The following is a 20,772-nucleotide window of genomic DNA, read 5'->3' as shown; positions in this document are numbered from 1 at the left end:
CGGTGTCGATTCAATTATTCCTGCTACTATGATCGCGGACATCGATGATATCGACCGAGTCATTCGATTTTGATTTCTGCGATCAGAGCGCCGTTCGGTTTGCGCCGTGAGTGGTCACACCCGGTCGTGAATATCGGCGTGATTGGCGCGCCGTCGCATTGGACGGAATTCGCTCGGTAGCGAACGTACAGAAGGGATTCGGCAATGGCTGAACCACTGGCCGTCGATCCGGCTGGCTTAGGTGCTGCGGGGACAAGACTGCGCGGCCTCGTTTTTCCGACGCCGCCGGCGCCGATTATCGCGGCTGGAACGGATGCGCTATCGGTCGCGATCAATACGGCGATGCCCAACATCGAATCATCGGTGACCGACTTACTGCCCAGCGCAAAAGCTGACATGGCAAATACTGCGTCGAGCATGGCCACCGCGGCCGACATTTACACGAAGGTCGATGAGTCGCTCGGCGAAAGTCTGAGCCAGCATCAATTCCGCGGCTCGGCCCCAATTCTGACCGGCAGCACGGTCACAGATCAGGCAGGTCAGTTCGTTCAGTCGATGGCCACGTCTGCTTGGCAGTGGGCGGACCGCGCACGGCAGGGCGTGCAGACGCTGATCGATCAGCTGTCACCACAGATTTCCGAGGTGGCCGCACAGGTCGCCGAGGCCGGCCCGCAACTCGCTCAACTGGGGTCGCAAGCCGCTTTCGTAGCGCAGTACGCGTCTCCGATGGCGCAATCCATCGGTCAAAGTACGCAACAAATCGTCTCGACGGCATCACAGGCCGGCGGTGCCGCACCGGCGCAACACGGGTTGCTGGTCGACGACACGAAAAACGATGACGCCGACGACGAGCGCGACGCCAAGGCCGGGGCGGACGGCGCTGGCGCGGCACCCGGCTCCCAGACTCTGGGTGGTGCCCCGATCGAGGGCGGAACCGGCACGACCGCCGACAATCAGTCGGCAGGTCCCGACGTCACGGTGCTCTGAGCTTCGCGGTCGGTCTCACGCCGCGTTGCACAGGGCGCTGCCGAGCAGCCCGGCGACGTGTTGCCAGTACAGCCAGTCGGCGATGGCGGCACGCGCGGTGTCGGGATCGGCCGCGCAGTGTGCCAGGTGCAGGGCGAGTTCCTGCGCGTGCGCGGCATAGGCCTGAAAGGCCCTCAGATGTGCGGCCTCGCGGCCAGCGGCGCTGCTGGCCATGGGTGCCATCACCTCGAACCACAACATCCCGTCCTGATCTGCCGGGACATCCGCGGCAACCGGGGCTGGCGGCAACAGCTTGATCAAACTCGGATCTTTGGTGTCGGACAGCCGAGCCGCGGCGGCAGGATTGACCACCTCCAGCCGGGACCGGCCGGTCATTTTGCCGCTCTCCGGGATGTCGTCGGGCTCCAGGATGATTTTGGCGACCCCGGGATCGCAGTCGGCCAGCTGCTCCGCGGTGCCGATCACCGCGCGCAGCGTGGTGTCATGGTGGGTTGCCCAGGCCTGCACGGCCAGCAGCGGATAGGTAGCACAGCGCGCCCGCTCGCCGGCGGGGATGGCGTGATCGGCGCTGGCCATCTGCACGACGTCGGGCAGTTCGACCCGGTCCGGGATAAAGGCCAGCCCATAGCTGTTGGCTACCGCGATCTGGCCGTCGACGGTCACCGCGGTGATCCAGAAGAACCCGAAATCGTGGTCGGCGCCGCCGCCGGGCGCGTTGAGTGCCGCCGCGATCCGGCGCGCCAAGCGCAGCGCATCATCCCGGTCCTTACCGCGGGTGGTGAAGCCTGCGGCCACGGCATCGCGCGCCGCCCGGGCCGCCGCAACCGGGACCATCGGTCCCGCCATGGGCGCATCGTTTGACTCGCGCTGATCGGTGCCATTGGTGTGATCGGTCGCCCACGACCCTGCGGCTGACGCGCCATACGCGGACGCTCGGGGGGCCGCTGCGCGCCCCCGGACCGACCCGCCCAACCGGGGTGTTCCAGCCGGAACTCGTGACCGCGCGCCCCACCCCGTGGCCGGGCCTGCGCTGCCCGAATCCGCGGTCGCGCCGAATCCGGCCCCGCTCGGTGCTGCGCCGGCCACCCGCGCGGGCGCCATGCCGGTCATTGCGGCGGGCGCAACACCCACCCCCGATTGATCGCCGGACTGTGACGGATCTGCCTGCGCCGGCTGATCGGTAAGCCCACCCGTGACGGGCGTCTGATCGGTCGACGTCGCAGGTCTGAGCGCAGCTGCCGGTACGGCTTGCCGGCTCGGAGCCGGACGCGGGGTGGCTGCGGGGATCGGTGACGCCGCGATCGGTACCGCCCCCAAAGTAGGCGGTTCCGCAGTACCGGGTCTGACCGGCGCGACCGGCCGGACCGGACTCGCAGCCCCTTCCGGTGCCGGGTTCGCCCCGATACCGGGGGTGGCCAGCGGCGGTTCCGTCGGTGCCGGGGCGCCCAGCGGCGGTGTCTCCGGGAGCGCACTCACTGGCGGTGTGTCCGGCAGTGGTGGTGGCGTCTTCTGATCCAGCAGCTGGTCGAGGGCGTTCTTCGGCGCCTTCCAATGCTTGAACTCCAGCACCTGCTCAGCGGTGCTGGAAACGACGCCGACATTGGCCGCATGCGCCACACTGATCAGCGAATCGATCGCGGCGGTCTTCTGTTCGGCGTCGAGGGTCTGATCCCGCTCCACGATGTTGATTTCTCGTTGAGCGGCATCGACATGGTTACCGATTTCCGACTTGGCTTGCCCAATCAAATCGGCTACGTACCGATGCCAGACAATCACCGTCGCGAGATGATCCTGCACCGTCATCAGTTGATCAATGTTTGCGCCCAGCGCGCCGTTGGCGGCATCAGCGGCACCCCCCGACCAGACACCGCCTTCGAAGACGTGGAGCCGCTGCTGCCGACACGTGTCCAAGACATGGGTGATTTGGCGCAATGTCTGGCTGTACTGCTGGGCCCGGACATAAAAGATGTCCTCATCGGCCTCCGGCCACCCACCCGGGTCGAGCATCAGCCCGACATGTTCACCAGTCGGCTTCGCGATGCACATCGCTTACTCTCCTCGCGAATACCGGAACGCCGTCTAGGCCATTGCCGCGAGATTTTCGGGCGGATTCGCGACCGTATCGGGTGGCGAAAACCTCTTTCTGTGCTGCGGCGGCCTGCTCTGGCGTCGGTAGGTTCAACATGGTTCCGAGGAATTCGCGCAGCTTGGCGCGGTGTTCTTCGCTCTCGATGTCTTTCATGCTTTGCACCATGAGGGTGTGCTGAGCTGCCCGCGCTTTCTGCCGGGCCAGGTCGGCAATCACATATATCTCTGCGGCAAGGTTCGGTTCAGCCATGGTGGTGACTTCCTCCGACAGTTCGACCCGGCGGATTTTGCCGCCCAACACGGCCGACACCGACACGGTTCCCTGCGGATTGGTCACCGTGAACAGGTCGCATTCCTCTGCTTTGTCGTCCTTTGCCCGCTTATGGAGGGCCCTCAAATCAACATCGGCTTCCTCGGGTTGAGTCGGCGCGAAAGCGCGCAACGCGTCAATTGCCGATTCCTTGTTGTCGGCGGTGCGCGAGAATTTCAGGGCGTCCAGATTGCTGTGGGCATCTGATCTGGGCTGGACCATGGAGAGGTGCCTTTCTGAGGTGCATGGCGGGCGTGGTGAAAGCTGTTTGGAGCCCCTCACTGGGCGCCAGCTGGCAGCGTGGGGCCCGTGCCATCCGCAGCGAGCCGACCGGGCATGATCAGCGATCAACCTGTTGGTCGAGGATCTCGGCGCCGGCTCGGTCGGTGTTGACGTACGCGGTGAGTGCCTTGTTCAGGTTCTTGGAAAGTCCGGTTGCGACCCCTTGCAGAGCCTGACCGGCGCGGGCGCGGACGGCTTCGAATTCGCTGAGCGCATTGTTGAACTCCGACGTGAACGTGCCGTGGGTGGTGGCAACATTCGCGCTGATCCCGGCGGGCGCCGCCGTCGCGGCCTGCAGACCGGTGACCGTAGCGTCGTGCCCTTGCGACAGTCTGCTGATGACATCGGGCTGCAGGGTCAGGATTTCGTTCATGGGTTGAGCTATTCCTCTCGGTTCGACGGGTAGGGGCGTTGTTGTGGGCCGGTGGCCGCTTCGGGGGTATTGCCGGTCAGGCCGGCGGTTGGCTGATCGCAGCGGAAATGGTGGCGAGTGTGTCGACAAGCGTTTGGCCCGACTGTTCGTCAAAGACGCTCACCGCTCGCTGCGCGTTCTGCAGCGCCTCGTTGACCCGCTCAGCGACCCCCTGCGCGCCCACCTCTTTCAGCAGACCGTTTTCGATGCGGATGCCGGTGAGCCACTGGTAGCCATTGAGCGTCACCTGCACGGACTTGGTCTCGTCGGAGGCTTTGAAAACCCCGTTGTTCATGTGGTGGAACCGCCCCTGCAGGGTGGATTGAAACTGCGACATCAAGGTCAGCGCCCGGGCCGCCGTGGGGTCCAATTTCATGGTCACTGCTCCTTGCTGTCTTCGAGCGGGCTGATTCCGATGAGTCCCTCGGTCCAGGCTCGGTTCTCGGCGTAAAGCACTTCCTGTTCTTGTTGCGAGGACTTGGTTTTGGCGTTTCCTTGACCTTGACCGGGTGCGCCCATCGGCATGCCGCCGCCCATCAGGGGGCCGCGGGGCACGTTCCCCCGGCCCAGGCTTCCCGCACTGCCCGCCGCGCCGGTCGGTACGGATCTGGCATCGATTCCGTTGGCGGGCGGTGGTGCCAGCGCACCGCCGCCAACGCCTCCGCCGGTCGACGCCGGCTTGACCCCCGTGCCGGGGGCCACCCTGGATGCGCGGCGTAGCGCATCGGCCGCGGTCCCCATATCGTCGCCGCCCGGTGACCCGGTGAAGGGCATCGTCGGCAGGGTCGGCATCGTGGGCATCGTGGGGGTGCTCGGCAGCCCACCGCCAGGGATTACCGGGATATCGCCGTGGGGTTGCGGGTCGGTTGGGGTGGGGGCGTGCGGCGGGGTGGTCGGATGCAGTGGGTCGATGGTTGATTTCTCGGAGTAGTCGGAAAGCACCTCTGCCGACGTCTCGTGCTTCTTTGTGTATTTCGACTTGAGAATCAACAGAGTCGCCAACGCGGTACCAGTGATGTCGTACTTGGTCGCGTCGTACGCGACGCAGATTTCTCTTTCAAGGACGACGACATCGTGCAGCGTGGGGTGTTTTTGTACGGCGGAGTGCTGCACCTGCGCGAGATCTGAGGCCTGCTTAGCTATTTTGATACTCAATTCCGCCATGCCGCTCAGCCAGTCCCAGTGCTGAAGGAGTGCGTCCTGAACGGTCTCGGCCGCGTCGCCGTCCCAGTCTTCGAATTCCCGGAACCTGGAAAAGGAGTCCCGAATCGTTTGGGCGTACTTGGTCCATTCGTCCGCAAAGTGCAGCAGCGATTTGCCTTGGTCGCCTTTGTTGTGGATTTTGTTTGCGGCCGCCTTGAGATCGATGAAGTCGGGTAGCAGTGTTGATGACACCGTCTCGGTATCGGCCAGGGCCGGTGGATCTGCGGCTGGGTTCGCGGCGAGTGCTGCGGGCGACACGGAACCGTTGCCGCCGTTGCGCAAGGCGACCGCGGCCTGCTCGTCAACGTCTTCGTAGGCCTTGGCCGCGCTCCTCATGAACTCCGCGATGCGGTGTCGCTCCTGAGCGCCCACCGCAAGGCGGGTCCGCAGATTGTCGGCGGACAACTTGATCTGCTTGGCCCCGGTGACCGCCGTCTCGAGGCCACATGCGGCCTTGACGGGATCGCTTGGCGGGTTGGCTATCGGGGTGTCGAGCTCATCGGCCCTAGCCAAAATCTCGTTCCGATTCACCGTCAACATACGCGGCTGAGACATAAACCGAATCTTCCTCCTTCGTGCTTTGGCAATCATAGTCGACAATTTCATTGCTTCTTGCACAAAATTTTGCAAACTCTATTTCAGAACTGGCTTCCAAGATAAAGCAGAACGGTCTTCTGAAAATAAATCAGAACCGGTTTCCAGGATAAAGCAGAATCGCCTTCTGGAATAAACTGATATGCAAACGATCTTGTCTAATATGGGTGGCTCATCTATAACTATTCTGGCCCGCCATCTGCTGACGGCTTCTGAAATGAATGGCAGTGCCGCGCAGCGCCGCCATGTGTTGATGCGGCAAGCCGGTCCCGGCGCCGGCGGCGCGGGCCGCAACGTGCACGACGGCGCTGCCGGCCAGTGCGGTGTGGCCCGTCCGTTCAAGACGCATCAGGAAGGCGGGGGTCATCATGCTGTGGCACGCGATGCCACCGGAACTAAACACCGCGCGGTTGATGGCCGGGGCGGGGTCAACGTCGATGCTGGCAGTCGCCACGGGGTGGAAGGACTGGGCAGCGGCCCTGGACGCGCAGGCCATCGAGGTGTCGGCACGGCTGAAATCCGCGGGTGAGGTGTGCAGCGGGGAAAGCGGCGACCGAGCGATTGCCGCGGCCGTGCCAATGGTGAGTTGGTTGGCCACAGCCTCAGCGCGGGCGAAGGCGCGTGCCACGCAGGCGTTGGCGCAAGCCGCCGCGCACGCCGACGCGCTGGCGACCACCCCACCGCTGCCCGAGATCGCGATGAACCACATCACGGCCGCGGTCGTTACGGCTACCAACTTTCTGGGTATGAGTACGGCGCTGATAGCGCTCAGTGAAACGGACTATTTCACCCGGATGTGGAATCAGGCCGCCGCGGCAATGGATGCTTACCAGGCGCAAACGGCCGTCAACACGCGTTTCGGCGAGCCCGACCCGATCAAGACCAATCTTGGTGTCTGGGGCCTGGCCAACGGGCGGATCGGGTCGCCACGATTGCCCGCAACGTGGCCCTGCCCGCCAAAGAAGCGATCCGGCAAACGCTGACCCAGACCTCGGGTATGGGCCGCTCGATACCGCAGCCGGCGCAGGTAACGTCGCTGTTTGGCCATCCCGGCGGCACTGGCTCGGGACTGGACCAGGGCGAGGGCACGCAGATCGGTTTGTTGGGGGCCAGTCCGCTGTCCCACCATCCGTTGGCCGGTGGCTCGGGTCCCAGTGCCGGGGCGGGACTGATGCGGGCGGATTCGCTGCCCGGCGCAGGCGGCTTGTCGGCGCGCACACCGCTGCTGGCCGGCTTGCTTGACAAACCCACCGTGGCGATGGGGCCGGCCGCGGTCAGCGCCGAATCGGAGGCCACTCGGGCCCTGCCCGACGTCACACCGGCGACTACCCGGCGTCGGTGCCAACCGGCCGATAAGTGACCGATCTGAGGCTGCCCCGGTCACCGGGGCGCCGCCCGCCTGCATTTTGGCGAGCACACCGCAACCACCAGGCGTTCGTGTGAGCCAGGCCACGCGTTGGCCCGGGAAACACGGCTGATCAGCCTCTGATGCGGCCCAATTCGACCGCGGGTGGTCTCCGATCGGTCTCCGATCCGCAAATGCACAGTTGCGCCGCTAATCGGACGCAATCTCGCCGGTCGGCATTTTCGCAGGTCAACCACCTCATCAAAGTGGTTCGAGCGATTGCTGATTGTTTGCTGATTACTCAGTAGTCACTTCTGTTTCAATATGTAGATTATTGCGTGACCTGGACGCTGTATATGCAGGTCAGAGCGTTATTCGATTAATCGTGATAAGTGCCACAAATTTTGATTTCCTATGGATATTGTCGGTAGCGTCCGTCCTCATGATTGCTCTCGCAACGCTGTTGACGCTTATCAATCAGGTTTCCGGTACGCCGTATATTGTCGGCGGCGATTCGCCCGCCGGGACCGACTGCTCGGGTTTGGCTTCCTGGGTATCTAATGCAGCAACGGATAGGCCCGTTTTCGGAGATCGATTTAATACGGGTAATGAGGAGGCCGCGCTCGCTGCTCGCGGGTTCCAACATGGCACCGCCCCCAATGCTTTGGTAATCGGTTGGAATGGTCGCCATACCGCGGTGACATTGCCTGACGGCACCTCGGTGTCCAGCGGTGAAGGGGGTGGCGTCCGGGTCGGTGGTGGGGGCGCCTACCAGGCACAATTCACTCACCACATGTATCTCCCGATGGATGAGGACATGGTTGACGTTGACCTGCCCGCGCCCGAGGACCCTCCTGCGGTTGAGGATGTCGTGAATCCGGATGAATTACCGCCGCCGCCCGAAGATCCGGGGCCCGTCGACGATCTCGAAATTTCGAATACATAACAATTTGCGGTAAGTAAGTCGGCCAACAAAAGACGCTGCGACCTGGATCACATTCCCGGGTGCATTGATACCTTGCAGCCACCCCGGACCATGCATTGTGTGCTGGATCACAATTCGGTTCGGGTGTGGCTGCAATAACTATTTGAGCGTCAAATCTACGCTGGACTATTCATCCGGAACGTTCCCGGTCGCCATTGCAGTCGGTATGCCGTGGTGTACACGGATGCGATTCGCATTCGGTTCACGCTGAGCTAGAAGGTCGATTCTGCAGGACGGCGCTCCGTACCATTTCTCCCGATGGAAGGAGCTTTGCCTTGACAACTACCGAGTCGACGAATCACCTGAGCGGCATCGTCGCGGCAAATCGGCGCGCGGTAACCACGGATCCGGCCCAGGCGCGCGTGGTGTTCCAGGCTTCGGCCACCGGGCATGACGCTGTTGCCAGCACGGTCAGCCTCGGCCGCTACCGGGTCGAGGTCGATGAGCCGGCGCTGCTCGGTGGGGATGGCAAGGCTCCGAACCCCGTCGAGTACTACTTGGCCTCGCTGCTTTCGTGTCAGATCGTGACATGGCGTTTCTGGGCAGCGAAGCTGGGAATCTCGGTCGATGACATCTCCGCGACCGCAGAGGGCGATCTCGACGTGCAGGGCTTCTTCGGATTCGCCGACGACGTTCGCTCCGGATTCCAGCAGGTGCGGGTGGTGATCACGGTGACCGGGCCGGAACCGGCGGAGCGCTACCGCCAACTGCAGGCGGCGGTCGACGCGCACTGCCCGGTGCTCGATCTGACGCGTAACGCAACTCCGGTGCACACCCGGGTGGAGATCGCCTGACCCACGCGTGCTGGGTATCCTGACCCTGCTCTCCGAGGTCGATGATCAAGTCAGCGAGAGGGGCGGGGACCGCAAATGATCTTCATCGTCGTCAAGTTCGAAACCAAACCCGAGTGGAGCGAGCGCTGGCCGGAGTTCGTCGCGTCATTCACCGCGGCCACGCGCGCCGAGGACGGCAACCTCTGGTTCGAGTGGTCGCGCAGTCTGGATAACCCGGCCGAGTACGTCTTGGTCGAGGCCTTTCGCGACGGTGATGCCGGAAGTGTCCACGTCAACAGCGATCACTTCAAGCGGGCGATGCAGGAGTTGCCCCAGGCCCTCGCGGCTACGCCCAAGATCATCAGTCAGACGCTCGACGCGACCGGGTGGTCGGCCATGGGGGAGATGTCGGTCGACGAGTCGTAGGCCCCGAAAACCGTTTATTCCGATGGTGTCTCCCGGCCCCGGAGTCTGTAGCCGGTGGCCGGGCCGAGGCGATTGCCGCCGTTCGGTCGGCTAGTCGGCCTGACCGACGGTGACCGCGATTTCGCTACCCAATCGATAGCCCGGGGTGAGTGGAAGCGTATCGCCACTCCAGAAGGAGCCCGGGTCAAACCAGTTCGAGTACTTTTCGGTGGCCATCAAACCCATTTCCTCATAGGTGATTGCCACCGTCTCCGCGCAGTACGCCGCTTCCAGGCCGACCTTTTGGCGTTCCTTGCGTCGCTGGGTGGACTCGCGGATCTTCTTGTCCACCCACGGCAGTCCTCTGGTCCAGTCGTAGGCGGTGGGAAGCCGGCCGCGTAGCCAACGCCCGGTGAGGCGTGCGGTGGCGGGAAACGGAGTGCCGTCCATGCGTGCGATGACTCGCAACAGTTGGTTCTCTTGTTCGCGACTGGCGTACGGGGTCAGCTGCCGCAGCCAGCAGCGCTGGTGGTAGCGCTCGGTCCATTGCCGGACCGCGTCGCGCGCATCGTTGAGCTGTACGCCGCGGTGGTGGGTGCCCGTCCACATGTCGACCAGCTTGTCGCCCAGCTCGGCGTGCCAGATCAGCGGCGGCAAGTCATCGATGGCCACCGTCATGCCGACGTGGTTCACCGGACTATTGGTCAAGGTCTGGATGGCGCGGTCGGGGCGGGAGCGGCCGCGGAACAGCCAGAGGTCGCCAGTGCGGGTCTCATTGAGCGCTTGGTCCAAGGTCAGGCTGTTTGATTCCACCCCAGCACCATAGGCAGAGATAGCCTGTCGTCATGCGCAGCGTGTGGAAGTGGCTTGGACTGGCCGGTGTCGCCGGCGTCGTCGCCGGTGGCGCGTTGGTGGTACGCGACCAACGGAAACGCCGTTCCTACTCGGCCGATGAGGTCCGGGCTCGGTTGCATCAGCGGTTGGACGAGTCTGAGACGCAGGGCGACTAGTCCGGCTCGCACTCGGGGTCGGTTTCGACGCCGAACAACCGATAGCTGCCGGAAAATCCCTTGAGCTCGACGTCGCGGCCGTCGTCCACACGGATGTCTCCGCAGTCGCGGACCGCGTCGCGAACCGGTTCACTCACCAGGATCTGGCCGCCGACGGCCTGACCCGCAACCCGGGCCGCCATCGCTACATTGCGGCCGAACAGATCATCGCCGCGGCGCACCGAGCGGCCCATATGGATGCCGATCCGTACCCGAATGCCGTTGCGCGGTTTCCTTTTTGCCTCTCGACTTAGCGCGCGCTGGATATCCGAACCGCATCGCACCGCCTGTTCGGCACGAGCGAAGGCGATCATGAATCCGTCGCCTTGACTCTTGACCACGTGTCCGCCGTGGCGGTGCACGAACTCGTGAACCATCTTGTCGTGCGCGCCAATCAGCTTCACCCACGCACGATCCCCGATCCGCTCATTGAGGGCCGTGGACTCTTCGATGTCGGAGAACAGAATCACCACCCGGCCGTCGGGGGTGACTCGCGCCAGGTCCGGCCGTTCCACCTCGGCCCAGTCCGCGAGGTCCTCGATCGAGCTGCGAACCGCGGCGCCAAAGCCCTCTTTGCGCATCAGGTTCGCGGTCTGCCAAACCGTCTTGACGGCCTCGCGCCCCCCGGTCAGCAGCCAGTTGCGGGAGTCGGCGCGCTGGCGCAACTCATCGTTTTCCTGACGAGCGCGGGCCAGCAATCGCCATAGCGCGATCAGGGCGGCGGCTTCCAGGGCGGCGATGCCGGCCAGCACGTAGACCGTGATGTGCAGTGCATCGGTCATGCCTGACACCCGCCCATCCTTGCAGGGCCGGCCCAAGCCTGCCTTGTCGGGCTATCGGGCAATGTCTAGGGTTGAGTTCAGCCCCCGCGGGGAAGCAGATCTCAAGTAAGCCGACCAGCGGCTTTAGCCCAGATGACGTCCTGGAGGTGGGGGATTGGCCAACGGCGGAGGTCAGGCCTCAGATCTATTGGTGATCTTTGGAATTACCGGCGATCTGGCTCGCAAGATGACTTTTCGCGCGTTGTACAGGCTGGAACGCAGGGGACTGCTGGATTGCCCGATCGTGGGCGTCGCCAGTGACGACATGTCGGTAGAGCAGTTGGTCGATCGGGCGCGGGAGGTCATTCGAGGGTCCAGTGAGCCGTTCGACGAAGCGGTATTCGAGCGATTCGCCAGTCGGTGGTCCTATCTGCCCGGTGACGTTACCGACCCCGCCCTGTACACGGCGCTGGCCAAGCAGATCGGTCATGACCGCCACGCCTTGTACTACCTGGAGATGCCGCCCGCGCTGTTCGCCCCAATCGTCGAGAATCTTGCCAGGGCAGACTTGCTGCGCGGCGCGCGCGTTGCGGTGGAGAAGCCATTTGGCCATGACCTGGACTCCGCGCGGGAACTCAACTCCCGGCTACGTGCCGTGCTCAACGAAGATCAGATCCTGCGCGTCGATCACTTCTTGGGCAAGCAACCCGTCGTGGAGTTGCAGTATTTGCGCTTCGCCAATCGCGGCCTGGCCGAATTGTGGGATCGCAAGAGCGTTTCCGAGATTCACGTCACCATGGCCGAGAACTTCGGCGTCGAGGACCGTGGCAAGTTCTATGACGCGGTGGGCGCCCTGCGAGACGTCGTGCAAAATCACCTGCTGCAGGTGCTGGCGCTGGTGGCGATGGAGCCTCCGGTGGGTCCGGGTGCCGACGACCTCAACGACAAGAAGGCCGAGGTGTTCCGTGCCATGCCGGCGCTGCAGACGGCGCACTACGTGCGGGGCCAGTACCAGGGTTACGGCGATGTCCCGGGGGTGGCCAAGGACTCGCAGACCGAGACCTATGTCGCACTCAGGACCGAGATCGACAACTGGCGCTGGGCCGGGGTGCCGGTCTTCTTGCGGGCCGGAAAAGCTCTGCCAGAGCGGGTGACTGAGGTGCGGATGTTCCTGCACCATGTTCCCGGGTTGGCTTTCCTGCCCAACCGCAGGCCGGCCGAGCCGAACCAGATTGTGCTGCGCATCGACCCAGATCCGGGCATGCGCCTGCAGATATCCGCGCAAACCGGCGACTCGTGGCAGGGCGTTCACCTGGACTCCTCGTTCGCCGAAGACCTCGGTGAACCGATCCGGCCCTATGAACGACTGCTGTATGCCGGATTGATCGGCGATCGCCAGCTTTTCGCTCGCGAGGACGCTATCGAGCAGACGTGGCGGATCGTGCAACCGGTTCTTGACGACCCGGGGGAAATCCACCCGTACGATCGCGGCTCCTGGGGGCCCGAGGCAGCACAGACGCTGCTGCGTGGCCACCGCAATTGGCAACAGCCGTGGCTACCCCGCAGTGCCGAGGCACGACAGTAAGGAGACGAACAGATATGCAGCTAGGGATGATTGGGCTGGGCCGGATGGGTGCGAACATCGTGCGCCGACTGGTCAAAGGCGGACACGAGTGCGTGGTGTACGACCACAACCCCGACGCCGTAAAGGCGATGGCGGGGGAGGACAACACCACCGGGGTGTCCTCGCTGAGCGAGTTGCGTGACAAGCTTTCGGCCCCGCGGGTCATCTGGGTGATGGTGCCCGCCGGGACCATCACCACCGGCGTCATCGAGGAGCTGGCCACCACACTCGACGCGGGAGACATCGTGATCGACGGTGGCAACACCTACTACCGCGACGACATCAAGCACGCGAAGCTGTTATCTGGCAAAGGTATTCACATGCTGGATTGTGGTACCAGCGGCGGTGTGTGGGGTCTTGACCGCGGATACTGTCTGATGGTCGGCGGGGAGCCGGACGCGTTTGCGCATGCCGAGCCGATCTTGGCCACCGTCGCACCTGGGGTGCAGGCGGCACCCCGAACGCCGGGCCGCGATGGTGAGGTCGCGGAGGCGGAAAAGGGTTACCTGCATTGCGGGCCGACGGGCGCCGGGCACTTCGTCAAGATGGTGCACAACGGAATTGAGTACGGGATGATGGCGTCGTTGGCGGAGGGCCTCAACATCCTGCGCAATGCCGATGTCGGCTCCCGGGTGCAGCAGGGTGACGCCGAAACCGCGCCGCTGGCCAACCCGGAGTACTACCAGTACGACATCGACATTCCCGAGGTGGCCGAGGTGTGGCGCCGGGGGAGCGTGATCGGCTCCTGGCTGCTGGATCTGACCGCGATCGCGCTACACGAATCTCCTGAGCTGCAAGAGTTCTCGGGACGGGTTTCCGACTCTGGCGAGGGGCGGTGGACTTCCATCGCGGCGATCGACGAAGGTGTGCCCACACCGGTCCTCACCACCGCGCTGCAGTCGCGCTTTGCCTCGCGTGACCTCGATGATTTCGCCAACAAGGCGCTATCGGCGATGCGCAAGCAGTTCGGTGGCCACGCGGAAAAGCCGGTCAACTAGCCGGTCGCGGCCCTCCGCTTGACGAAGTCGACCACGACTTCGGTGAAGGCGTCGTTGTCATCGCCGGCCGCGGTGTGGCCGGCGTTGGACAGCTCGACGAATTCGGCGTGCGGCACTTTGTCCAGAAAATCCTGGACGCCCTCGGAGCTGACCACATCGGAGAGCTTCCCGCGAATCAGCAAGATCGGGATCGTCAGGTTCATCGCGGCGCGCTCGAAGTTTTCGGTGCGCAACTCCGGGTCGTCCCCAGGTGCGGTCATCATCGCCGGATCCCAGTGCCAGTACCAGCGGCCGTCGCGCAGGCGCAGGTTCTTCTTCAGCCCTTCGGGGCTGCGCGGCTTGGTCCGATGCGGCAGATAGGTGGCGACGGCGTCAGCGGCCTCCTCGAGCGTGGCGAACCCGTGGAGGTTGGTGAACATGAAGTCGCGGATGCGGGCGCTGCCGTCCTTTTCGTATTTCGGCACCACGTCGACCAGCACCAACCCGGTCACCCGGTCGGGGCCGGCGCGGTCCGCGACGAGGATGCCGGTCAGCCCGCCCATGCTGGCGCCGATCAGCACGACCGGGCGTCCGATGGCGTCGAGGACGTGCAGGATGTCAGAGGTCAAGGTTTCGATCGCGTAGTCCGCGTCCGGCGCCCGGTCGCTGTCGCCGTGTCCGCGGGTGTCGAGCGCGATCACGTGGAGGCCCGTATCGGCCAGAATCTGGCCGGTGTTCTTCCAGGAAAACCGGTTTTGGCCGCCACCGTGCAACATCAGGATGGTGGGGCGACCGGACGCGGCGGTGTCGCGGTTCCATTCGTCGGCGACCAGGGTAATCCCCTCAGTACCGGAAAACTCGACCGTTCGGGGGTTGTTGCTCATGGCGCTCACGCGTTCTGACGTTACCTAGCTGCTTTAAGCACCCGCTGTTGCGGGGCCGATAGCGCGGTCGCGATGAGTTTGCCGCCCAGCCGGGGTCTATTGAAATGACGAGATCCCAACGACCAGGAGCCGCCAATGCCAGCTATCACGCCCTCGCTGTGGTTCGACCACAATCTGGCGGAAGCCGCACAGTTCTACACGTCGGTGTTCCCGAACTCGCAGATCGAGGGATTCAACCGGCATACCGAGGCGGGCCCGGGTGAACCCGGCACGGTGATATCGGGAACCTTCGTCCTAGACGGGGTCCGGTTCATTGGAATCAACGGCGGTCCACAGTTCCCGTTCACCGAGGCGGTCTCGTTCACGGTCAACTGCAAAGACCAAGATGAGGTCGACTACTACTGGGATCGGTTAACCCAGGGCGGTGCGCAATCGCAGTGCGGTTGGTGCAAGGACCGGTTCGGCCTGAGCTGGCAGATCGTTCCCGACCGGCTGTATGAGCTGCTGAGCGATCCGGACCCGGCGCGGGCGGCAGCCGCAACCACCGCGATGCTCGGCATGCACAAAATTGTGGTCGCCGAGCTGGAAGAGGCGGTGAACGCCGCGGGGTGAGCTCACTCGGTGAGTCGGCCAATCCATTCGATCGTGGCGTCGATGACCGGTTTGACTTGTTCGGGCTCCTCGCATGCCGCAACCATCAGTGACGATTCCTCCATGATCGCCAGCAGAGCGCGGCTGAGGAATTGTCCATGCAGCGACGAGTCGAGTTCTAGCACCGCCATCCAGCTGCGAAAAGCAGACGTCATGCGATCGCGACGAGTGATTCCGAAGTCGGTCGGTCGATCTCCGGAGGCGAGCAATCTGGCTACCCGCCGGTGCTCCCAGAGCCCATCGAGGTAAGCCCGTACACCCAGTTCGAAGATGCGACGCCGGTCGGTTTCGTCGCCGGCTTGCTGAAGCGCTTCCTCGATCTTGCCTTCGACGGCGCTGGCCATCTGCTCGAAGATCGCCAGAAACAGTTCGGTCTTACCGCCGAAGTGGTGATAGATGCTGCCGATACTGGCCCCGGAGCTAGCCACCACTTCGGCCATGGTGGCCGCATTGAAGCCTCTGGTGGCGAACACCTCGGTCGCTGCGTCGAGGATCCGGCGCTGGGTGGCGTCTGTTTTGGCCCAGCGGCGCCCGTGCGAGTCGGTCGACATATCTAGAAATTAGCCGCTGGATCATCGTCGTGCGAAGAAATTCATCGCATGTCAGCCCGGCGGTTGTAGATGTTGGCGGGCTCAGTGTGGGCTCGAATGCGCATGCCCAGCGAGTTCGGCCCCAAACGGCCCCCGGATAGGTACCAGACAATCTGGCTGTATCGCGGCCGGCGCGTCGCGCAGCGCCACCCCGGCCAGACCCGGTATCGGAGCGGCCAGGCGTGCCTTTGGGCGGTCACGGACATGCATCCGGTTCGCGCCGTCCCCTGGGGTAACGTGGCGAACACCATCGACTTGGATCCGCCTGCGGGCCGCGATCTCGCCGTCGCGTCGAGCAAGTGCGTAGGCTCAGCGACCGTGTCGGGAGACGACGGCGGTGTCTCCGATCGGTGGTGTTGTCCTCATTCGGCGCCAGTTACGTTGGTGCATACGGGTTGCACGTGGCGAACAGGAGTCAACATGCAAGACGATGCCGCTCGGTGGGTCAGCGGGCCCATCGAGCCAGCTGTCGAAGGTTGTGCCGGCGCCGCGGATGACCACGACAAGGCCCGTGATGCCTGAGCCGCGCTGGATTGATGTGCCCGGGCCCAACGGTGATCTGAAAGCCTTGACCTGGGGTCGCCCCGAGGCGCCGATGGCGTTGTGCCTGCACGGCTTTCCCGACACGGCCTACGGTTGGCGCAAGCTCGCCCCGATTCTGGTCGACTCGGGGTGGCGGGTCGTTGCACCGTTCATGCGGGGCTATGCGCCGTCGGCGATTCCCGCCGACGGGAGCTATCACGTTGGTGCGCTGATGGATGACGCACTGCGGGTGCGATCCGCTGCTGGCGCTACCGAGGGTGACGTGCTGATCGGCCACGACTGGGGCGCCATCGCCGTGGCCGGCTTGGCGGCAATGCCCGACAGCCCGTTTTCCCGGGCCGTCATCATGTCGGTGCCACCGGCGGCCGCGTTTCGCCCGCTGGGCCGGGTGCCCGACCGCGGCCGTCTGGCCCGCGAGCTGCCCCACCAGCTCTTACGGAGCTGGTACATCCTCTACTTCCAGCTGCCCTGGTTGCCCGAGCGGTCGGCCTCGTGGGTGCCCCGGCTGCTGTGGCGACGATGGTCACCCACCTACTATGCCGAGGAGGATCTGCGCCACGTCGACGCTGCCATCGGGACGGCAGAGGGGTGGCGCGCGGCGTTGGGTCCCTACCGGGCAACCATTCGCAACACCCGGCCCCCGGCCCGCTACGCGGAGTTGAACCGTTGGTGGACCGAGGCGCCTCAATTGCCGGTGCTCTACCTACACGGTCGTGACGATGGCTGTGCCGCAGTGGCTTTCACGCACTGGACGGAAAGGGTGCTGCCGTCGGGCAGTGAGGTGGCGGTCGTCGAACAAGCCGGTCACTTCCTGCAGCTCGAACAGCCCGAAGCGGTGGCCAAGCTGATCCTGCCGTTCATTGCCCCGCCGGGCTGAACCGGTGGCGGCGCACCCGATGGCGGCCGTCGATGCGCAGTTCTATTGGATGTCGGCGAAAATGCCCAACGATCAATTCCTGTTGTATGCATTCGACGGTCGACCGGCCGAACCAGAGTGCGCCATCGATCAGCTCGTCCGCCGGGCCCGCGCGTGTCCGGAGCTGCGGATGCGCGTCCACGACGGCGCTGTGTTGACCTATCCGCGGTGGCTAGCCACCGACGTCGGGTCCGAACAGGTGGTCCGGCACCACCTTGACGATGACAGCTGGCACGGCTGCCTCGCGGCGGTGGTCGGGCTGGCCCGCGACCAGCTGGATATTCGGCTGATGTCGTGGCGGGCACATGTATTTGCCCCCGTTAGCGGGATTCCGGGCGTCCAGACGCCGGGCACCGTTGTCGTCGTGCAGGTCGCCCACGCGCTCGGCGACGGCGTGCGCGCCTCGGCATTGGCGGCCCGGCTGTTTGGGCGCCGCGCTCCCATCCCCTCGGCGGCGCCCCGGCGGCGGGGCTTTCTGCCCAGGGTGGCCGCCGATGCGGTGTGTACGCACCGCCGTCTGGTACGTGACACCGAAGCCGGATTGTTGGCACCTGGCGCCGGATCGCGGCCGCTGCGCAGCACCAACGCCAGGCCCGAGGGCGCCCGCGAGCTGCGCACCTTGGTGCGACATCGCTCCCAGATCTGCGGTCCGACGGTCACGGTCGCGGTGCTGGCCGCGGTTTCGGCCGCACTGTCACGGCTACTCGACGGGAACGCCGAACAGTTGGGCGCCGAAGTCCCGATGGCCAAACCGGGACTGCGGCAAGCAAACAACCACTTCGGCAACATCGCTGTCGGGTTGTATCCGCAGCTCGAACGCGGCGAGCGGATGCATCGAATCGCCGCCGATCTGGCCAACGCCCGTCGTCGCATGCAGCATCCGGCAGCCAGCGCGTCCGATCTCGCCTTTGCGAGGGTCCCCGCCGCATTGTTGCGCTGGGGGGTAAGCCAATTCGATGCGGACATGCGGCCGGATCAGGTGGCCGGAAACACGGTGGTGTCCAGCGTGCACCGCGGCGCCGCCGATCTGAGCTTCGGGGAAGCTCCGGTGGTGCTCACGGCCGGGTATCCGGCGCTGTCACCGGTGATGGGGCTGACCCATGGCGTGCACGGCATCGGCGACACCATTGCGGTCAGTGTCCACGCGGCACAGTCAGCGGTGGCCGACATCGACTCCTACCTGGAACTCCTCGCCCAGGCTTTGTAGCGAAATCTACTGGGCGTCACCGGATCTAGCCGCCTGCTCGCGGGTCAGCCCGACGGCCAGGATTAGTTCTTCGTGCAATTCGAACCACACCGTGTGGTAGGAGTCGATGAGCGGGCGGGTCAACCAGGCGGTCTCGCCGGCCTTGACCCTGCCCAGCGCCGCACTCAACTTTCTCGAGTAAGCATGCAGCCGCGGCAGCTGTGTCGCCGCGGTCGCAATGATCGGCTCCACCCGCTGGTGCACATCATCAAGCTGGGCCAGGATTGCGGCGTCATAGTCGGCGTCGTCATGGCTGTTCGGTTTGCCGCCTCGAAGCTGCCACTCTGTCACCAGAGCCTTGAAAGCGGCGTTCACGGAACGAAAGTCGTCGTAGACGTTGGCCAGTGTGGTCGCGTCCGCCGCGTTGCGTTCCTCGGTCAGCAATTCGCTGAGCCGGACCCGGCCCTCGGGGCTGATGCGCAATGTGGTGTCGCCGACCAACAGGTTTGCCGCGGTCAGCCGCGCGACCGTGTCCGCGACTTCGGCCAGGTCCAGGCTCACCGTCTCGGCAAGGTCGGGCGGGCTCACCCGCCCCTTCAACCTGATTGCTTGCAGTATCGCCAATTCCGTCATAGACCGTCCTGCACACGTAGCGCGTTCAACATGGTGATCAGCGGTGCGGCCGAGACGACATCGGTGTAGCCGGCGGCCATCGCGGTCAGCACCCCAGCCTCGGAAGGATCGTCTAGCTTGGGGTAGTCGCCGCTCGCATGCGCGCGCAGCGGGCTGATCTTCAGCGCGATCGTCGTTAGATCGCGTAGCTCGGGTGTGTCGTCCTCCGACCACGCGGACGGCGCCAAAATGCCCTCGCGCACTTCGCCCGTGTAGCCGTCGACGGTAATCCGCTTGCCGGCCAACGAGGCCGCAACCCCGTCACCACAACCGACCACCGCCACCCGGCCGAGCTCACGGCTGACCACCGCAGCGTGGCTGGCAGCGCCACCGATCTCGGTGACGATGCCCTGCGCGGCAAGCATTCCCGAGACGTCTTCGGGCCTGGTGTGGTCACGCACCAGGATCACCTGCTCGCCCCGGTCGGCGGCGTCCAGCGCCTCGTCCACGTCGGTGTAGGCCAGGCCCGCGGCCACTCCCGGGCACGCCGGCAGGCCCTTTGCCAAAAGCGATGCGGCCAAACGCTCTTCCGGCTGCAGCGTGGGCAGCAAGAGGGTCTCCACGTGGGTGGGGGTGATTCTGCGCAGCGTCTCGGCATCGTCGATCAGGCCGGCACCGCGCAGTTGCAGCGCCAATCGCACCGCGGCCTGCGCGGACCGCTCGGCGGATCGCGTCTGCAGCAGCCACAGCTTTCCGCTTTCGACGGTGAACTCGACTTCTTGCACCTCGGCCGCGAGCCGTTCCAGGCTGCGCGCGGCATCCAACAATTCGAGGTAGATCTTCGGCAGTCGGTCGCGCAGGGCGGCGATCGGTTCTACCTCGAGCAGACCCGAGACGACGTCATCACCCTGACCGCCGGGTAGCCATTCGCCGAACGGTTCGCTGGCGCCGGTGATCGGATTGCGCGACGACAGCACCCCGGCGCCGGAATCGGCGCTGCGGTTGCCGAACACCATCGCCTGAACCACGACAGCGGTGCCGCCCTGGTCGTTGAGACTGTAGTGGTTGCGGTAGGCGATGGCGCGCGGAGAGTTCCAGGAGGCGAACACGGCGCCGATGCCAGCACGTAGCTGCTCGTAGGGGTCGTCGGGGGGATCACTTCCCGCCACGATTCGCCGATACATGCGGGTGAACCGGCGCCTGGTGTCGCGCGCGAAGTCGCCGGTGCCGGGGGAGGCCAGGGCCTGCTCGACGGTGTCGTTCATGCCCAGGTCCAAAATTGTGTCCATCATGCCGGGCATCGACTGGTTGGCTCCCGAGCGCACACTGACCAGCAGCGGATGCGGCCCGCTGCCGAAGGTGCGTCCCGTCTCGGCCTCCAGCCATCTGATCCGGTTCACGACGTCGTCCCAGATCGCGTCCAGTGTTGGTGCTGGATCCGCCAGGTAGCGCACGCCCACTTCGCTGGTGATGCAGAAGGCAGGCGGCACCGGCAGATTGTTCCGGCGCATTGAGTCGATACCGTGGCCCTTGTTGCCCAGGACCTCCCGAGGCTGATGTGCGCGGCCGTCCAGTAACACCACGGCGGGGCCGGT

25 protein-coding genes are annotated in these 20,772 nt (G+C 64.8%); 12 read left to right on the top strand and 13 right to left on the bottom strand.

Going from position 1 to position 20,772, the window contains the following annotated elements; translation table 11 throughout:
- Positions 1-59 precede the first annotated feature (59 nt).
- A complete protein-coding gene (locus tag CCUG20998_RS28730) occupies positions 60-437 on the bottom strand; it encodes a hypothetical protein (protein ID WP_231389736.1) in 378 nt (125 codons plus the stop codon).
- A gap of 118 nt (positions 438-555) precedes the next feature.
- On the opposite strand from CCUG20998_RS28730, the gene CCUG20998_RS28725 reads away from it, so the two are divergent.
- A complete protein-coding gene (locus CCUG20998_RS28725) occupies positions 556-987 on the top strand; it encodes a hypothetical protein (protein ID WP_231389737.1) in 432 nt (143 codons plus the stop codon).
- 15 nt (positions 988-1,002) lie between these two features.
- On the opposite strand, the gene CCUG20998_RS21625 is transcribed toward CCUG20998_RS28725, so the two are convergent.
- The 6 genes from CCUG20998_RS21625 to CCUG20998_RS21600 form a co-directional block, all read right to left on the bottom strand.
- On the bottom strand, positions 1,003-3,033 hold the full coding sequence (locus tag CCUG20998_RS21625; RefSeq protein ID WP_172607210.1) for a secretion protein EspK: 2,031 nt from the start codon (positions 3,031-3,033) through the stop codon (positions 1,003-1,005).
- A complete protein-coding gene (locus CCUG20998_RS21620; protein ID WP_020729824.1) occupies positions 3,008-3,607 on the bottom strand; it encodes a hypothetical protein in 600 nt (199 codons plus the stop codon). The genes CCUG20998_RS21625 and CCUG20998_RS21620 overlap by 26 nt, the downstream gene beginning before the upstream one ends.
- 118 nt (positions 3,608-3,725) lie before the next feature.
- Complete coding sequence (locus CCUG20998_RS21615) at positions 3,726-4,040, bottom strand: ESX-1 secretion-associated protein (protein WP_012395913.1); 315 nt, start codon at positions 4,038-4,040, stop codon at positions 3,726-3,728.
- 76 nt (positions 4,041-4,116) lie between these two features.
- Complete coding sequence (locus CCUG20998_RS21610) at positions 4,117-4,455, bottom strand: YbaB/EbfC family nucleoid-associated protein (RefSeq protein WP_012395912.1); 339 nt, start codon at positions 4,453-4,455, stop codon at positions 4,117-4,119.
- Positions 4,456-4,457: 2 nt separating this feature from the next.
- Positions 4,458-5,837, bottom strand: a complete 1,380-nt coding sequence (gene espB / locus CCUG20998_RS21605) for an EspB family ESX-1 secretion system-associated protein (protein WP_036456143.1) — start codon at positions 5,835-5,837, stop codon at positions 4,458-4,460.
- 211 nt (positions 5,838-6,048) lie between these two features.
- Positions 6,049-6,246 (bottom strand): hypothetical protein, encoded by a 198-nt coding sequence (locus CCUG20998_RS21600; RefSeq protein ID WP_020729827.1) that lies wholly within the window; start codon positions 6,244-6,246, stop codon positions 6,049-6,051.
- Here CCUG20998_RS21600 and CCUG20998_RS21595 point away from each other — a divergent pair.
- The 5 genes from CCUG20998_RS21595 (at position 6,245) to CCUG20998_RS21580 (ending at position 9,405) form a co-directional block, all read left to right on the top strand.
- Positions 6,245-6,859 carry a PPE family protein gene (locus tag CCUG20998_RS21595; RefSeq protein ID WP_275540243.1) on the top strand — a complete coding sequence of 205 codons (615 nt, stop codon included), beginning with the start codon at positions 6,245-6,247 and terminating at the stop codon, positions 6,857-6,859. The genes CCUG20998_RS21600 and CCUG20998_RS21595 overlap by 2 nt on opposite strands.
- Positions 6,820-7,236, top strand: coding sequence for a hypothetical protein (locus tag CCUG20998_RS29360; RefSeq protein WP_275540242.1), 417 nt, complete (start codon positions 6,820-6,822; stop codon positions 7,234-7,236). The genes CCUG20998_RS21595 and CCUG20998_RS29360 overlap by 40 nt, the downstream gene beginning before the upstream one ends.
- Before the next feature lie 370 nt (positions 7,237-7,606).
- Entirely contained in the window at positions 7,607-8,167 is a 561-nt protein-coding gene (locus CCUG20998_RS21590) for a glycoside hydrolase (RefSeq protein WP_036456147.1), read from the top strand.
- 314 nt (positions 8,168-8,481) lie between these two features.
- Positions 8,482-9,000, top strand: coding sequence for an OsmC family protein (locus tag CCUG20998_RS21585; protein ID WP_020729831.1), 519 nt, complete (start codon positions 8,482-8,484; stop codon positions 8,998-9,000).
- A 75-nt stretch (positions 9,001-9,075) separates the two neighbouring features.
- Complete coding sequence (locus tag CCUG20998_RS21580) at positions 9,076-9,405, top strand: putative quinol monooxygenase (protein ID WP_012395907.1); 330 nt, start codon at positions 9,076-9,078, stop codon at positions 9,403-9,405.
- A gap of 90 nt (positions 9,406-9,495) precedes the next feature.
- On the opposite strand, the gene CCUG20998_RS21575 is transcribed toward CCUG20998_RS21580, so the two are convergent.
- Positions 9,496-10,197: a guanylate cyclase gene (locus CCUG20998_RS21575; RefSeq protein ID WP_012395906.1), complete on the bottom strand. Its 702-nt coding sequence runs from the start codon at positions 10,195-10,197 to the stop codon at positions 9,496-9,498.
- 32 nt (positions 10,198-10,229) lie between these two features.
- Here CCUG20998_RS21575 and CCUG20998_RS28015 point away from each other — a divergent pair, with 32 nt between their 5' ends.
- The gene (locus tag CCUG20998_RS28015) at positions 10,230-10,394 is read left to right on the top strand and encodes a hypothetical protein (RefSeq protein ID WP_015356883.1); all 165 of its coding nucleotides are present in this window, start codon (positions 10,230-10,232) and stop codon (positions 10,392-10,394) included.
- On the opposite strand, the gene CCUG20998_RS21570 is transcribed toward CCUG20998_RS28015, so the two are convergent.
- Positions 10,391-11,224 carry an adenylate/guanylate cyclase domain-containing protein gene (locus tag CCUG20998_RS21570; RefSeq protein WP_036456489.1) on the bottom strand — a complete coding sequence of 278 codons (834 nt, stop codon included), beginning with the start codon at positions 11,222-11,224 and terminating at the stop codon, positions 10,391-10,393. The genes CCUG20998_RS28015 and CCUG20998_RS21570 overlap by 4 nt on opposite strands.
- 145 nt (positions 11,225-11,369) lie before the next feature.
- Here CCUG20998_RS21570 and CCUG20998_RS21565 point away from each other — a divergent pair, with 145 nt between their 5' ends.
- Both CCUG20998_RS21565 and gnd read left to right on the top strand, forming a co-directional pair.
- On the top strand, positions 11,370-12,779 hold the full coding sequence (locus tag CCUG20998_RS21565; protein ID WP_020729833.1) for a glucose-6-phosphate dehydrogenase: 1,410 nt from the start codon (positions 11,370-11,372) through the stop codon (positions 12,777-12,779).
- A 14-nt stretch (positions 12,780-12,793) separates the two neighbouring features.
- On the top strand, positions 12,794-13,816 hold the full coding sequence (gnd, locus tag CCUG20998_RS21560) for a phosphogluconate dehydrogenase (NAD(+)-dependent, decarboxylating) (protein ID WP_020729834.1): 1,023 nt from the start codon (positions 12,794-12,796) through the stop codon (positions 13,814-13,816).
- On the opposite strand, the gene CCUG20998_RS21555 is transcribed toward gnd, so the two are convergent.
- A complete protein-coding gene (locus CCUG20998_RS21555) occupies positions 13,813-14,679 on the bottom strand; it encodes an alpha/beta fold hydrolase (protein ID WP_373145515.1) in 867 nt (288 codons plus the stop codon). The genes gnd and CCUG20998_RS21555 overlap by 4 nt on opposite strands.
- A 135-nt stretch (positions 14,680-14,814) precedes the next feature.
- On the opposite strand from CCUG20998_RS21555, the gene CCUG20998_RS21550 reads away from it, so the two are divergent.
- The gene (locus CCUG20998_RS21550) at positions 14,815-15,291 is read left to right on the top strand and encodes a VOC family protein (RefSeq protein WP_020729836.1); all 477 of its coding nucleotides are present in this window, start codon (positions 14,815-14,817) and stop codon (positions 15,289-15,291) included.
- A 2-nt stretch (positions 15,292-15,293) separates the two neighbouring features.
- Here the strand turns inward: CCUG20998_RS21550 and CCUG20998_RS21545 are convergent, their stop codons facing one another.
- A complete protein-coding gene (locus tag CCUG20998_RS21545; protein ID WP_012395899.1) occupies positions 15,294-15,881 on the bottom strand; it encodes a TetR/AcrR family transcriptional regulator in 588 nt (195 codons plus the stop codon).
- A 553-nt stretch (positions 15,882-16,434) separates the two neighbouring features.
- On the opposite strand from CCUG20998_RS21545, the gene CCUG20998_RS21540 reads away from it, so the two are divergent.
- Together CCUG20998_RS21540 and CCUG20998_RS21535 are read left to right on the top strand one after the other, a co-directional pair.
- Entirely contained in the window at positions 16,435-17,340 is a 906-nt protein-coding gene (locus tag CCUG20998_RS21540) for an alpha/beta fold hydrolase (protein WP_020729838.1), read from the top strand.
- 4 nt (positions 17,341-17,344) lie between these two features.
- Positions 17,345-18,586, top strand: a complete 1,242-nt coding sequence (locus CCUG20998_RS21535; RefSeq protein ID WP_036456151.1) for a WS/DGAT domain-containing protein — start codon at positions 17,345-17,347, stop codon at positions 18,584-18,586.
- Positions 18,587-18,592: 6 nt separating this feature from the next.
- On the opposite strand, the gene CCUG20998_RS21530 is transcribed toward CCUG20998_RS21535, so the two are convergent.
- Together CCUG20998_RS21530 and CCUG20998_RS21525 are read right to left on the bottom strand one after the other, a co-directional pair.
- On the bottom strand, positions 18,593-19,198 hold the full coding sequence (locus CCUG20998_RS21530; RefSeq protein ID WP_036456152.1) for a hypothetical protein: 606 nt from the start codon (positions 19,196-19,198) through the stop codon (positions 18,593-18,595).
- The gene (locus CCUG20998_RS21525; protein ID WP_036456154.1) at positions 19,195-20,760 is read right to left on the bottom strand and encodes a pyruvate, phosphate dikinase; all 1,566 of its coding nucleotides are present in this window, start codon (positions 20,758-20,760) and stop codon (positions 19,195-19,197) included. Before CCUG20998_RS21525 ends, CCUG20998_RS21530 begins: the two co-directional genes overlap by 4 nt.
- Positions 20,761-20,772 lie beyond the last annotated feature (12 nt).

This window comes from Mycobacterium marinum (genome assembly GCF_003391395.1).
Lineage (GTDB): Bacteria > Actinomycetota > Actinomycetes > Mycobacteriales > Mycobacteriaceae > Mycobacterium > Mycobacterium marinum.
This window is presented reverse-complemented; position numbering and strand designations above follow the sequence as displayed.